2 protein-coding genes and 2 pseudogenes are annotated in these 15,386 nt (G+C 74.9%); all 4 read right to left on the minus strand.

Annotation, left to right across the window (positions count from 1 at the left end):
• Nucleotides 1–18: 18 nt before the first annotated feature.
• Complete coding sequence (locus tag SLINC_RS50365; RefSeq protein ID WP_375141521.1) at nt 19–1,434, minus strand: condensation domain-containing protein; 1,416 nt, start codon at nt 1,432–1,434, stop codon at nt 19–21.
• A gap of 99 nt (nt 1,435–1,533) precedes the next feature.
• Nucleotides 1,534–1,692: pseudogene (locus SLINC_RS50370) on the minus strand (phosphopantetheine-binding protein); the annotation flags it as partial.
• Between the two features lie 102 nt (nt 1,693–1,794).
• A pseudogene (locus SLINC_RS04015) lies at nt 1,795–7,752 on the minus strand (amino acid adenylation domain-containing protein); the annotation flags it as partial.
• 6 nt (nt 7,753–7,758) lie between these two features.
• Entirely contained in the window at nt 7,759–15,381 is a 7,623-nt protein-coding gene (locus tag SLINC_RS04020) for a non-ribosomal peptide synthetase (RefSeq protein WP_107406787.1), read from the minus strand.
• Between the last annotated feature and the right edge of the window lie 5 nt (nt 15,382–15,386).

Raw genomic sequence — 15,386 nt, forward strand, 5'->3', positions numbered from 1 at the left:
GGGCTCTTCCGGTCGCGGTCAGACATCGAGGCCCGCGGCGAGTTCGTCGAGTTCGTCCGGGGAGAGTTCGTCCGGGGAGAGGCCAAGGGTCTCCGCCCGGCCGTCTGCGGGCCGGCCGGCCCGGGTGGCGAGTGCGGTGAGCGCCGTGAACCAGGCCTCCCCCAGGTCCCGTACCTCCGTCTCGGTGAGCACCCCGTCCGGCCAGGACCAGTCGGCGACCAGGCGGGGGCCGGTGTCGGAGTCGTGGACGACGGCGTTCAGGTCGAGTGCGTGGGCGGCGGCCAGGCCGGGGTCGGTGCCGGCACCGAGGGCCGCGGACTCCGGGGCGAAGCCCCACGCACCGGTGTCGGCGGGGGCGGTGAACCGGCCCAGGTAGTTGAAGCCGACCGCGGGTGCCGGGTGCTCGGCCAGGCCAGCTGCGGTGTCGGGGTTGAGGTACCGCAGGAGGCCGAACCCGAGGCCGTGGTCGGGGAGTTGGCGGAGCCGCTCGTCCACGCGGCGGGCCGCGTCCTCGGCGGCGGGTCCGGCGGCCAGCGCGTCCGCGAGGTCGAGACCGTCGAGGTCGAGGTGGACGGGGTAGAGCGAGGTGAACCAGCCGACGGTGCGGGACAGATCGAGTCCCGTGGCCAGTTCCTCGCGGCCGTGTCCCTCGACGTCGACGAGGACGTGCCCGGAGCCCTGCCGGTCGGCCAGGGCCAGAGCCAGGCCGGTGAGCAGAACGCCGTGCGTGCCGGTGCCGAAGGCGGACGGGACGGTGGTGAGCAGCGGCCCGGTCACCTCGGGCGGCAGCGTGAGGCGGAGCGAGCGGGTGGTGGCGGCGGTGTCCCGGCCGGGGTCGAGCGCCCGGGCGCCCAGGGACGTGCGCGGGGCGGCGAGCATACGGCGCCACAGGTCGCCCTCGGCGACGCGCGCGGGCCGGCGCGCCTCCTCCCCCAGCAGGCGGGACCAGCGGCGGAACGAGGTGCCGACCGGTGGGAGTTGGGCGGGGCGGCCCTGGGCGAGCGCCGTCCAGGCCGCCTCCAGGTCGGGCACCAGGATGCGCCAGGACACGCCGTCGACGGCCAGGTGGTGGACGACGAGCAGCAGTCGTCCGGCGCGGCCGGGCCCGGCGTCGAACCACACGGCCCGCACCATGGCACCGGCCGCCGGGTCGAGCAGGCCGAGAACCCGGTCGAACTCCTCGGCGACGGGGGCGTGCAGGTCGTCGCCGGTGGCGTCGTACCGGTCGAGCAGGTCGGCCGCGCGCACCGCGCCGACGGGACGGACGTCCAGCTCGCGGGCGGGCGTGAGCCGGGACCGGAGCAGTGCGTGGTGGTCGATCAGGGCCTGGAGGGCGTCGGTCAGGCGTGCCGGGTCGGCGTCCGCCGGGACGGTGAGCAGCACGGACTGGCTGAGCCGGTCGATGGGGCCGCCGCGCTCCAGCAGCCAGCGCATCACCGGCACGAGCGGTACGGTCCCCTCCTCCTCGTCGTCCGCGGTCGCGGCGCTCACCGGCTCGGCGGCCACCGGCCCCCGGGCCACGGCCGCGAGGCCCGCCACCGTCTGCTGTTCGAACACGTCCCGGGGGCTGATCACCACCCCGGCCTCGGCGGCCCGGCTGACCAGCCGGATCGAGGAGATGCTGTCCCCGCCGAGGGCGAAGAAGCCCTGGTCCAGGGGGACGTCGGCCAGCTTGAGCAGGTCGCCGAACAACTCGGCGAGGACCCGTTCCGCCGGGGTCGCCGGTTCCCGGCCGCCCGCAGCCGCGGGCGCCGTCGGGGCGGGCAGGGCCTTGCGGTCGAGTTTGCCGTGCGGGGTGAGCGGCAGGGTGTCGAGGACGACGAGTGCGGCGGGCACCATGTAGTCGGGCAGGGCCTCCTCCGCGTGCCGCCGCAGCTCCGCCGGGTCGGGCGCCGCACCGGTCCCGGGCACGACGTAGCCGACGAGGCGCCGCTCGCCCGGCTCGTCCTCGCGCACCACCACGGCCGCCCGGGCGATGTGCGGGTGCCGGGCGAGGACGGCCTCGATCTCGCCGGGTTCGATGCGGAAGCCGCGGATCTTCACCTGGTCGTCCGCCCGGCCCACGTAGGCGAGTTCGCCGTCGGCGGTCCAGCGCACCAGGTCGCCCGTCCGGTACATGCGCTCGCCCGCGCCGCCGAACGGGTCGGCCACGAAGCGTTCCGCCGTCAGTCCCGGCCGTCCCAGGTAGCCGCGCGCCACACCCGCGCCGGCCAGGTACAGCTCACCCACCACGCCGGGCGGGACCGGCCGCAGCCAGGTGTCGAGGACGTGGGTGCGGGTGTCGGTGACCGGCCGACCGACGGGCGGGGCCTGGTCTCCGGCGAGGGGCGCGCTGATGGTGGCGCACACCGTGGACTCGGTCGGACCGTAGGCGTTGGCCATCCGGCGTCCGGGCGCCCACCGGGCCACCAGTTCGCCGGGGCAGGCCTCCGCTCCCACGATCAGCGTCCGCAGCCTCGGGAAGTCGCCGTCGGGCAGTGTGGCGAGCGCGGCCGGCGGGATGAGGGCGTGGGTGATCTCACCGTCCGTCAGGGCCCGTTCGAGGATCTCGCCGACGAGCGGCCCGTCCGCGGGCGGCACGATCAGCGCCCCGCCCGAGGCGAAGGCCATCAGCAGCTCCATCACCGACGCGTCGAAGCCGGGCGCCGAGAACTGGAGCACCCGGGAGTCCGGGCCGAGGCCGAACCGCTCGATCTGCGTCCGGGCCAGCGCGGCGAGCCCCCGGTTCTCGACGACGACGCCCTTGGGTACGCCGGTGGAGCCCGAGGTGTGGATGACGTAGGCGGCGTGGTGCGGGTGGTACGCGGTCGGCAGGTCGCCGGGCACACCGTCCGTCGCGATGTCCTTGAGGACGTACGCCGGTCGGGCATCGCCCAGGACGAGGTCCACGCGCTCGCGGGGCAGGCCCGGATCCACCGGCAGGAAGGCGGCGCCGGCGAGGGCCACCGCGAGGACCGCGACGATCCGGTCGGCGGAGCGCGGCATCAGGACCGCCACCACATCACCGGGAGCGACTCCACGGCCGGCCAGGATCCGCGCCAACCGCTCGGCACGGGCGTCGAGTTCGGCGTACGTCATGTCGTTCAGGGCCGGGGCCTCCGGGGTCCGGCGTGCCTGGGCCCGGAACAGCTCGGCCAGGGAGGCCGCGGGGATCTCGCCCGGGGCGGTGCTCCAGTCGGCGAGCGCCCGGTGTTCGGCGGAGTCGAGGAGGTCGAGGTCGCCGATGCGCCGGTCGGGTTCGGCGACGGCGGCGCCCAGCAGCCGGACGAGCCGCCGGGTGAGCCGCTGGGCGGTCTCGGGGTCGAACAGGTCGGTGCTGTACTCGGCGACACCGTCGATGCCGGCCGGGGTGCCGTCCTCGGCGCGGTGTTCGGTGAGGTAGAGGGAGAGGTCGAAGCGGGCGGCGCCGGTCTCGACGGGCTCGCGGTCGGCACGGAGGCCGGCCAGGGAGGGGCGGGGTTCGACCGAGTGGCCGGTGAAGGCCAGCATCACCTGGAACAGGGGGTGGCGGGCGAGGGTGCGTTCGGGGCTGAGCGCGTCCACCAGGAGGTCGAAGGGCACGTCCTGGTGGGCGTAGGCGGCCAGGTCGGCCTCCCGGACCCGGCCCAGCAGTTCCCGGAAGGTGGGGTTGCCGGAGGTGTCGGTGCGCAGCGTGAGGCTGTTGACGAAGAAGCCCACGAGGTCGTCGAGCCGGTCGTCGGCGCGTCCGGCGACCGGGGCGCCGACGGGGATGTCGGTGCCGGAGCCGAGCCGGGTCAGCAGGGCGGCGAGGCCCGCCTGGAGCACCATGAAGAGGGTGACGCGCTGGGTCGAGGCGAGCTCGGTGAGCGCGGTGTGCAGGCCGGCGTCCAGGGTGAGGGGGGCGCGGTCGCCCCGGCCGGAGGGCTCGGCGGGCCTGGGCCGGTCGGCCGGGAGCGGCAGTTCCTCGGGTGCTCCGCTCAACGTCTCCTTCCAGAAGTCGATCTGACGTGTCATCAGGCTGTCGGGGGCGTCCTCGGCTCCGAGCAGGTCGCGCTGCCAGCACGCGAAGTCGCCGTATCGGACGGGCAGTTCCGGCCACTGGGGTGCGTTCCCGGCCGACCGGGCCGCGTACGCGGTCTCCAGGTCGCGCATCAGGGGTGCCATGGAGCCGCCGTCGACGGCGATGTGGTGGGCGAGCAGCAGCAGGACGTGGGTGTCGGTGTCGAGGGCGTACAGGGTGGCGCGCAGTGGCAGGTCGGTGGCGAGGTCGAAGCGGTGGCCCGCGGCGGCGGTGAGGAGGGCGGGCAGCGCGGCCTCGGTCGCCGGTACGACCGTCAGGGGCGGCCGGGCCTGTGCCGGGTCCAGCACTCGCTGGCAGGGGGTGCCCCGGACGTCCGGGCAGAGGGTGCGCAGCGGTTCGTGGCGGTCGACGAGGTCACCGAGTGCCGCCTCCAGCACGTCCCGGTCCAGCGGTCCGGTCAGGCGCAGCGCCCACGGCACGGTGTAGGTGGTGTGGCCGCCGTCGAGGCGGCTCATGAACCACAGCCGCTGTTGGGCGTACGACAGCGGGAGCGGGTCGGGAAGCCGGTCCCGCCGGGCGAGTTCGGGGCGCCGCTCGTCGGCCGCGCCGCTCGTTCGGGCCGCGAGCCCGGCCGGAGTGGGGGCCTCGAAGACCGCCCGTACGGGCAGCGCGGTGCCGAGCGCGGCCCGGATCCGGTCGACGAGCCGCATGGCGAGCAGGGAGTCGCCGCCGAGTGCGAGGAACCCGTCGTCGACGCCCACCCGGTGCGCGTCGAGGCCGAGGACGTCGGCGAACAGACCGCACAGGATCTCCTCCTGCGGGGTGCGCGGAGCACGCCCGGCCCCGGGGCCGCCGGCGGTGGTGGGGGCGGGCAGGGCGGCGCGGTCCAGCTTGCCGTTGGCGGTCAGCGGCAGCCGGTCCAGGACGACGACGGCCGAGGGGACCATGTGGTCGGGCACCTTCCGGGCCGCCCCGGCGCGTACGGCCGCCGGGTCGGGCGTGTGCGCGGGCTCGGCGGGGACGACGTACCCGATCAGCCGGCCGTCGCGGACGAGGACGACCGCCTGGCCCACCTGGGGGTGGGCGGTGAGCGCCGCCTCCACCTCGCCCAGTTCGATGCGGAAGCCGCGGATCTTGACCTGGTGGTCGGCGCGGCCCAGGTACTCCAGTGCGCCGTCGGCCGACCACCGTGCCAGGTCGCCCGTGCGGTACATGCGGGCGCCGGGCGGGCCGAAGGGGGCCGCGACGAACCGGCCCGCCGTCAGGCCCGGCCGCCCCAGGTAGCCGCGGGCCAGGCCGGCGCCGGAGACGTAGAGCTCGCCGGTGACGCCCGGGGGGACCAGCCGCAGGCCCGCGTCCAGGACATGGGCGCGCAGGTCGGGGATGGGCCGTCCGATGCCGTTCTCGGCGCCGGTGGTCAGCGGCAGTCCGGTGACGTGGACGGTCGTCTCGGTGATGCCGTACATGTTCACCAGGACGGGGGCGTCCTGCGGGTGGCGGGTGTACCACTCGGCGACCGGGGCGGGGTCGAGGGCCTCGCCGCCGAAGACGACGTAACGGAGCGTCAGTTCGCTGGAGAGCTCGGGGTGTTCGGCGTCCGCGCGCACCAGCTCGCCGAATGCCGACGGGGTCTGGTTGAGGACCGTGACGCGTTCGCGTGCCAGCAGCCGCAGGAACTCCTCGGGCTCGCGGCTGACCGCGAACGGCACGATCACGAGGGCGCCGCCGTGCAGGAGGGCGCCCCACAGTTCCCAGACGGAGAAGTCGAAGGCGTAGGAGTGGAACAGCGTCCACACGTCCTGCGGGCCGAAGTCGAACCAGTGCCGGGTGGACTCGAACAGCCGGACCACGTTCCGGTGCGGGACGGCGACGCCCTTGGGGCGGCCCGTGGAACCGGAGGTGTAGATGACGTAGGCCAGCTGGTCGTCCGTCACCTGCGCCGATACGGGCGGCGCTTCGGGGAGGGGCTCGTCCAGGGCCAGGACGGGGGTCGGGGAGTCGGGCAGGACGGCGGCCGTCTCCCCGGTCGTCACCAGCAGCACCGGCGCGGAGTCGGCCAGCATGAAGGCGAGCCGGTCGGCCGGGTACTCGGGGTCCATCGGCACGTATGCGGCGCCCGTCCTGAGCACCGCCAGCACGGCCACCACCAGCTCCGGGGAGCGGGGCAGCGCCAGGGCCACCAGCCGTTCGGGGCCCGCGCCGCGCGCCGCGAGCACCCGGGCGAGCCGGTCCGCGCGGGCGTCGAGTTCCGCGTAGGTGAGGCGGATGCCGTCGTGGACCACGGCGGTGGCGTGGGGGGTTCGGGCGGCCTGGCGGGCGAAGAGGCCGGTCAGCGTGGCCCGGTCGAGGTCGGCCGGCACGGCGAGCTCGGTTGCCTGGTCCCGGGCGGCGGGCCCGGCTGCCTCGTCCGGTGCGGCGGTCCGGGCTTCCTCGTCGAGCAGTCGCTCCCGCTCTCCCGGCAGCAGGGCCTCCACCTCGCGGGCGCGGCGGTGCGGGTCGGTGACCAGGGCGTCCAGGACGGCGGCGAAGCGGTCCAGGAGGACGCGGGCGCCGGTCTCGTCGTACAGGCCGGGCCGGTAGGACAGCCGCAGTGCCAGCCGGCGGGCGGGCAGGACGGCGAGGGTGAGCGGATAGTGCGTGGCGTCGCGGCCGGTGAGCCGGCCGACCGAGGGGGCTTCGGGAGCGGTGGCGCCGGGGTGGTTCTCGAAGGCGAGCAGCGTGTCGAAGAGTTCGCCGCCGGAGCCCGTGCCGCCGCCCGCCGCACGGCGTATGTCGGCGAGGCCGAGGTGCTGGTGCGGGAGCAGCGCGGCCTGGCGCTGCTGGAGGGCGGTGAACAGGTCGGCGACGGTGGCGTCCTCGTCCCAACGCACCCGGGTGGGCACGGTGTTGATGCAGAACCCGACCATCGAGGCGATGTTCGCCAGCTCGGGCGGGCGGACGGTGACGGTCTGGCCGAAGACGACGTCGGTACGGCCGGTGAGACGGCCGAGCAGCACGCCCCAGGCGCCCTGGACAAGGGTGTTGAGCGTGACGCCCAGGGAGCGGGCGGTCCGCTCCGCCGTGGCGGTCAGCGTCTCGGGGAGTTCGACGACGAGTTCCTCGGGCAGCACGGTCGCGGCGGCGGTGCCGGTGGCCGTGAGCAGGGTCGGCTCGTCCGCGCCGGACAGGGCGTCCCGCCAGGCCGACTCGGCGGTGCCGCGGTCCTGCCGGGACAGCCAGGCCAGGTAGTCGCGGTAGGCGGGTGCCGGGGGCAGGGCGGTGGGGTGCTCACCCGCGTACAGGGCGCTGAACTCCCGTACCAGGAGCTCCTTCGACCAGCCGTCGAGCAGGATGTGGTGGTTGGTGACGACGAGCCGGCAGCGGTCGGGCGCCCAGCGCACCAGCAGGTACCTGAGGAGGGGCGGCCTGGTGAGGTCGAAGCGGCGGGTGCGCTCCTCGTCGAGGATCCGCTCCCACTCCTTGTCCCGCTCGTCCTCGCCCAGGTCCGACAGGTCGGCCTCGGCCCACGGCAGTTCGACGTCCGTCGGGACGATCTGCACGGGCTGTCCGGCCTCACGGCGGCGGAAGCAGGCGCGCAGGTTGGGATGCCGGTCGAGGAGGGCCTGTCCGGCGGCGCGGACGGCGGCGGGGTCGACCTCGCCGGTCAGCTCCAGGATCTGCTGGGCGGCGTAGACGTCGGGGGCGTGCTCGTCGTCGTAGAGGGCGTGGAAGAGCAGGCCTTCCTGCAACGGCGACAGGGGCAGGATGTCGGCGATTCCGGACCGAGTCACCTTGGGTTACCTCCACTCACTTCCGAACTCGGCTTCGAGTTCGTCGATCTCCGATTGGGACAGGGCCACCAGGGGCAGGTCGGACGGTGTGTGCCCGCCCTCGGGGGTGCCGGCGGCCTGGGCGGCCAGCTCCTCGCACCACAGGTCGGCCAGGGCGCGTACCTCGCTCTCGGACCAGATGCCGGGCGCCCAGGACCAGGTGGCCGACAGCCGGCCGTCGGCGGTGGTCACGGCGGTGATCTCCAGGCCGTGCGCCACGGGCATGCCGGGGTCGTGGGCGGCCCCCAGGTGGGACAGGCCGGGAAGCGCCTCCGGAGCCGCCGACCAGTCGGCCACAGGTTCCTTGGGCGTGCGGCCCAGGTAGTTGAAGCCGATCTGCGGGGCCGGGAGCGCGGCGAGTGCCGGTCCCGTCCCGGGGTTGAGGTGACGGAGCAGACCGTGGCCGATGCCGTGGTCGGGAACGGCCCGCAGCTGCTCCTTGACACGCTTGAGCACATCGGCCGGGTCACCCGGGTCGGCTCCGGTCAGGTCCAGTCGCGCCGGGACGACACTCGTGAACCAGCCGACCGTGCGCGACAGGTCGACGCCATCGTCGATGTCCTCACGCCCGTGCCGCTCGATGTCGACCAGGAGCGCCTGGTGTCCGTCCTTCGTCCGCCGGTGGCGCATGAAGGCGGCCGTCAGCGCGGCGAGCAGCACGTCGTCGGGGCCGGCGTGGAAGGCGGCGGGCACGGTGGTGAGGAGTTCCGTGGTGGTGTCGGCCGGAAGGTCCCGGGTGAGGTGCCGCATCGCACCGGCGACGTCTCGGCCCGGGTCCAGGTGCCGGGCGCCGAGCAGTGGGTCGGGGGCGTCCAACAGCCTTTTCCATACGTCGAGTTCGGCCGCCCTGTGCGGAGCGCGGGCCTCTCGCTCCAACAGGTGCGCCCAGTGCCGGAAGGGCGTGCCCGGTTCGGACAGCGGCTCCTCGCGCCAGGCGGCGGCCAGGTCGGAGCGGAGGGTGCTCCAGGAGACGCCGTCCACGGCGAGGTGGTGGATCGTCAGCAGGAGGCGACCGGACCGGACCGGGCCGCCGTCGAACCACACGGCGTGCACCAACTGACCCTTTTCCGGGTGCAGTTCGACGGCGGTCGTGGTCAGGGCGGTCGCGAAGTCACCGTCCGGCACGCCGACCCGCTCCAGCAGTTGTCCCGCGTCCACGCTCCCGGCCGGCGGCACCACTGCCGTCCGCTCCTCGGCCATGATCCGCATGCGCAGCACGTCGTGCCGGTCCACCAGCGCTTGAAGGACGGCCGTCAGCCGCTTCTCGTCGGTCCCGGCAGGGGCGACGAGCAAGGCCGACTGGCTGAACGACCCGATCGGGCCGCCACGGTCGACGAGCCGGTGCATGGCCGGGGTGAACGGCAGCTCGCCCACCGCCGGTTCCTGCTCCTGGGCCCGGCCGGCGGCCGGACGCCCGGCCGCCACGGCGGCGAGCGCGGCGATCGTCCGGTGCTCGAAGACGTCCCGTGGGGTCAGCCGCAGTCCCGCCGCCGTCGCGCGGCTCACGAGGTGGATCGAGGTGATGCTGTCGCCGCCGAGGTCGAAGAACCCGTCGTCGACGTCCACCTCCTCGACGGATGTCCCGAGCACCTCGGCGAAGAGGTTCCTCAGGGTCTCCTCCTGCGGGGTCCTCGGAGTCCCCGGCGTTCCCGTGGTGCGGCGAGCCGCGCCCACCGATGCAGGTGCCTCACGGTCGAGGACGGGGGCGGGCAGCGCGGCCCGGTCCAGCTTGCCGTTAGGCGTCATCGGCAGGGCGTCCAGCAGCACCAGCGCCTCGGGAACCATGTGGGTCGGCAGCTGCCGGGCGGCGTGCCCCAGGAGCGCGGCGCGGTCGGTGTCGGCCGGCGCGACGACGTACGCGACGAGCCGCCGGACCCCGGCCCCGTCCTCCCGTACGACCACGGCGGCCTGGGCGACCGAGGGATGGGCGGTGAGTACCCCCTCCACCTCACCGGGCTCGATCCGCAGCCCCCGGATCTTGAGCTGGCCGTCGGCCCGCCCGCGCAGCTCCAGGGTGCCGTCGGCGCGGCGCACGGCCAGGTCTCCGGTGCGGTACATGCGCTCACCGGGCGGCCCGAAGGGATCGGCGACGAACCGCTCGCCGGTCAGCCCGGGCCGCCTCCAGTAGCCGCGGGCCACATGGTCCCCGGCCACATACAGCTCGCCCTCGACCCCGACGGGCACCGGGTTCAGCCGGGCGTCCAGCACATAGGCCCGGGTGTTCCACATGGGGCGGCCGATGGGCACGGGACCGGTGGGCAGTTCCTCCCCGGGTTCGATGCGGTGGTCGGTGCAGCCGACGGTGAGTTCGGTGGGGCCGTAGTGGTTGATCAGGCGGACGTGCGGACGGTCCCGGCGCCAGGCGCGCAGGGCCTCGCCGACCAGGGCCTCGCCGCCGAGCATGAACTCCTCGGTGGGCGACAGGTCGTGCGGCAGGACGGGCAGCAGCGGGAGGTGGCTCGGGGTCGCCTTGAGGAAGGTGTAGCCCTCGGGCAGCGGGGCGGCACCGGCCTCGTGGAAGGCGGCGATGTGCACCTGGCCGCCGGCGGCGAGCGCCCCGTGCAGGGTCGTGACGGTGGCGTCGAAGGACAGGGTGGCGTGCAGCAGCGAGGTGCCGCGCAGGCTGGGGTAGGCCTCGACGCACCGGGCCACGTAGGTGGTGAGGTTGCGGTGCTCGACGACGACGCCCTTGGGGCGCCCGGTGGTGCCGGAGGTGTAGATCAGGTAGGCGGGGTCGGCGGGCCGTGCCACGGCGAGCGGCACGTCGGGGCCGGCCGGTGCCTGGTCGGGGTGGACGACCGGGACTCCGTCGGGGAACCGGTCCCGGCTGATCACGCACACGGGATCCGCGTCCGACAGCAGATAGTTCGTGCGCTCGGCCGGATGCTCCGGGTCGAGCGGCAGATAGGCCGCGCCCGCCTTGAGGACGGCCAGCACGGCGACCGCGAGGTCCACCGACCGGGGCAGCGAGACGGCGACGACACGGCCCGGTCCGGCGCCGTACCTGGTGAGGGTGTGCGCCAACCGCGCCGCACGGGTGTCGAGTTGGCGGTAGGTGAGGGAGGTTTCCGCGTCCGAGACCGCCACGGCGTCCGGCGTCCGGTCCGCACGCGCCTCGAAGAGCCGGGGGAACGTGGTGTCCGGGATCTCCCGTGCCGTGTCGTTGAACTCGGCCAGCAGCCGGTGGCGTTCTTCCGGGGCGAGGATGTCGAGCGCGCCGATCGCGCGGTCCGGATCGTCGACGGCGGCGCGCAGCAGCCGTTCCAGGCGGGCGGCCAACTCCACCGCCGTGCCTCGGTCGAAGAGGTCGGCACTGTACTGGAGGACGCCTTCGATGCCGTCCGGGGTGCCGTCGGGCGCGTGGAGCTCGCCGAGGTTGAACGTGAGGTCGATCTTCGTGGCACCGGTCTCCACCGGCAGGGTCCGCGTGCGCAGGCCGGGCAGGTCGAGCCGGGGTCCGGCGGTGGGCCGGAAGGCGAGCATCACCTGGAAGAGCGGGTGACGGGCCAGGGACCGGGGCGGGTTGAGGGCCTCGACCAGGTGCTCGAAGGGCAGGTCCTGGTGCGCGTAGGCGGCCAGATCGGTCTCCCGGACCCGGTCCAGGAGGTCCCGGAAGGCGGGGTCGCCGGAGGTGTCGGTGCGCAGGACGAGGGTGTTGACGAAGCAGCCGACCAGGTCGTCGAGCCTCTCGTCGGCGCGGCCGGCGACCGGGGTTCCGAGGGGGATGTCGGTGCCGGCGCCCAGCCGGGTGAGCAGGGCGGCGAGGCCGGCCTGCACGACCATGAACACCGTGGTCCCGTTCGTGTGGGCCAGTGCGCGCAGCCGCCGGTGCAGGGCCGCGTCCCACCGCACGGCGACATCGCCGCCCCGGTGGGTGGCGACGGCCGGCCGGGGCCGGTCGGCGGGGAGGGCGAGTTCGTCGGGCAGTCCGGCGAGCGCCTCGCGCCAATGGGCGAGTTGAGGCTCCTGCACGGCGGCGATCACCTCGTCCTGCCAGAGGCCGTAGTCGGCGTACTGGAGGGGCAGCGGCCGCTGGTGCGGCTCCTGTCCGGCGAGCCGGGCCCGGTAGGCGGTCGCGAGATCGCGCAGGAGGGGGTCCAGGGACCAGCCGTCGGCGGCGATGTGGTGCAGGGCCAGCAGGAGGACGTGGTCCTCCGTGCCGACGGCCAGCACATGGGCGCGCACCGGGATGTCGTCGGTGAGGCGGAACTCCTCGGCCGCCACCTCGGCCAGCCGCCCGGGCAGTTCGGCCTCCACGACGTCCTCGACGGTCACCCGGGGCCGCACGGACTCCAGCAGCCGCTGACGAGGGCGGCCGTCCGCGTCCGGATAGACCGTCCGCAGGATCTCGTGCCGGGCGACGACGTCACCGAGCGCGGCACGCAGGGCGTCCACGTCGAGGGGGCCACCGGTCAGCCGTACGGCGAGCGGGACGGTGTAGGCGGCCCCTGCTCCCTCCAGCCGGTGCAGGAACCACAGCCGTCGCTGGGCGGAGGACAGCGGCACCGCCCCGACCGGGACGGCACGCGGGGCCGGCCGCCCGGCAGCGGGTCCTACGACCGTCCCGCCGGCGGTCAGACGGGCCAGTCCCGCCGGGGTGGGTGCCCCGAAGACCTCACGCAGGGTCAGTTCGACGCTAAGAGTGTTCCGGATCCGGCCGATCAGCCGCAGGGCGAGCAGCGAGTGGCCGCCGAGGGCGAAGAGGCTCTCGTCCGGGCCGACGTCCGGCAGGCCCAGGACGTCGGCGAACAGGGCGCACAGCACCTCTTCGCGCGGGGTGCGCGCGGACCCCGCGTGTGACGCCACGGCACGCGCCGGTCCGGCCGCGGGGGCGGGCAGCGCGGCGCGGTCGAGCTTGCCGTTGGCGGTCAGCGGGAGGCTGTCCAGGACGACGACGGCGGAGGGCACCATGGCCTCGGGCAGCAGCCCGGCGAAGTGGTCGCGCAGGGCGTCGGGCTCGGCCTTCTCCCCCACCACGTAGGCCACCAGGCGCCGGTCGCCGGGGCGGTCCTCGCGGACGACGGCGACCGCCCGGGCGACCTCGGGACGGTCGGCGAGGGCCGCCTCGATCTCGCCCGGTTCGATGCGGAACCCGCGCAGTTTGACCTGGCCGTCGACGCGGCCGTGGTACTCCAGCTCGGCGTCGGGGGTGACCTGGACGCGGTCGCCGGTGCGGTACATCCGGGCGCCCGGCGGGCCGTAGGGATCGGCGACGAAGCGCTCGGCGGTGGCGGCGGGGCGGCCCAGGTAGCCGCGGGCCACACCGGGGCCGGCGAGGTACAACTCGCCGACCGTGCCCGGCGGGACGGGCCGGAGGGCGCCGTCGAGCACGTACGCGCGCACGCCGTCCAGGGGGCGGCCGATGGGCAGCGGGTCCGGTACGGGCCGGTCCGAGGGGCACGGGCGGAAGGTGGCGAACGTCGTCGTCTCCGTCGGCCCGTACCCGTCGGTGACGGTCAGTCCCGGACACGCCTCCAGGACCCGGCGCACCGCGGCGGCCGGGACGGCCTCGCCTCCGGTCCACACCCGGCGCAGTCCGGCGAAGCACTCCGGGTCCTGTTCGGCGACGAGCGCGAACAGCCCCGCGGTCAGCCACAGCGCGGTGAGCCGGTGCCGTGCCGTCAGCCGGGCGACGGCCGCCGCGTCCACGTCCTCGTCGGCTCCCGCGACCACGGCGGTGCCGCCGTTGAGCAGTGGCACCCACATCTCATAGGTGGAGGCGTCGAACGCGGTCGGCGAGTGCACCAGGACGCGCGCGTGCGCCCCGTCGGCGAACGCCGAGTCGGCCGCCAGCGCGGTGATGTCGCGGTGGGTGACAGCGACGCCCTTGGGTGTGCCGGTGGAGCCCGACGTGAAGCTGAAGTACGCCAGTTGGTCCGGGTGCAGGGGGACGCGGGGGTCGGTGTCCGGTTCGGCGGCGAGGGTCGGATCGTCGACGGCGACCGGCGTGATGCCCTCGTAGGCCTGTGTGAGATCCGTCAGCAGGACGGCCGCTCCGGTCTCGGCGAGGATGCGCCGCGTGCGGGCGGCCGGGGCACGCGGGTCGAGCCCGACGTAGGCGCCGCCCGCCTTGAGGACGGCCAGCAGGGCGACGATCAGGTCGTCGGAGCGGGACACGAGGACCGCGACCCGGTCCTCGGGGCGGACCCCGAGGCTCAGCAGCCGGTGGGCAAGTCTGTTGGCTCGGCGGCTCAACTCCCGGTAGCTGATGCTCCGTTCACCGTGCACTACGGCTGTGGCGTCCGGGCCGGCGGCGGCTATCAGCTCCGGCACGGTCGCCTCTCCCCCGCGCGCGGGAGCGCCGTCGAGGCGGGCGGACGTCCTCTCCCGCGGCAGGGTGAGCTCCAGCGTGCCCACACAGGCCGCCGGTTCGGCGGCGAACCGCTCCACGAAGTGGATCAACCGCCGGTGGTGGGCGGTGAGTTCGGCGTCCGTGTAGTGCGCCGGGCTCGCGTCGAGGTCGATGCGGATGCCGTCCGTGTCGGCGCGGTCGTACACGTTGACGGCGAGGTCCTCCACCGGGCCGGTGGAGAGGTTGTGGCGGGTGGTGGGGTGTCCGGCGAAACGCAGTTCCGGCCCGAAGGCCATGATGTTGACGACGGGGCCGAAGAAGCGGCGCCCGTCCTGCGGCCAGTCCAGTTCCCGGCGCAGGTCCTCGCCCCGGTAGCGCTGGTGCGCCAGCAGGTCGCGGGTGGCGCTCGCGGTCTGCCGTACGAGGTCGTGGACGGTGGTGTCGGGGCGGACGGTCAGGCGCAGCGGCAGGACGTTGGACGCCATGCCCGGGGTCGCGCGTTCGGTCTCGCTCTCGCGGCCGGTGACGGCGAGGCCGAGCACGATCTCCCGGGCTCCGGTGAGGCGGTGCAGGTAGGCGGCGGTGGCCGCGAGGACGACGCGCGACCAGCGGGTGCCGGCCCCGGCGGCGCAGGCGTGCACCAAGTCGCCCGCGGCCTGCGGGAGATGACCGGTGCGGCGCTCGAACCGCCCGGCGACCCGCGAAGGCCGCGTCGACAGGCTGACCGACTCGGGGCGGTCGGCGAGGGCCTCGGTCCAGTACGTGCGGTCCGACGCGTGCCGTTCGCCCGCCTGGTAGGCCGCGTCCTCGGCGACGAGCGCGGCGAGGGGCGCGGGCGGCGGAGCGGGGGCCGTACCGGCGGCGAGGGCGGTGTAGGCGTCGGCCACGCGGGCCGCGACGAGGGAGCAGCTGTAGCCGTCGACGGCGATGTGGTGGTAGCGCTGGTACCAGATCCAGTGGTCGTCGGCGAACTTGAGCAGCGCGTACCGGAAGAGCGGGGCCCGGTCCAGGGCGAAGGGCGTGGTGAAGTCGGCGGCCCGCCAGGTCTCGGCGGCGGTACGGGGGTCGTCCTCGCCGGTGAGGTCGACGACGGGAAGATCCCAGTGGGGGGCGGCCTCGACGATCCGGCGGACGGTGTCGTCGTCGGCCACGAAGCGGACCCGGAGCGTCTCGGTGGCGTCCACCACCGCCCGTATCGCCGCCCGCAGGAGAGCGGGGTCGACGGGCCCGTGGATCTCGGTGTACTCGCCCACGTTGTAGGCGGGCCCGGCGGGGTCGAGGCGCTGCCCGAACCACATCGAGC

It is taken from the genome of Streptomyces lincolnensis (genome assembly GCF_001685355.1).
Taxonomy (GTDB): Bacteria; Actinomycetota; Actinomycetes; order Streptomycetales; family Streptomycetaceae; genus Streptomyces; species Streptomyces lincolnensis.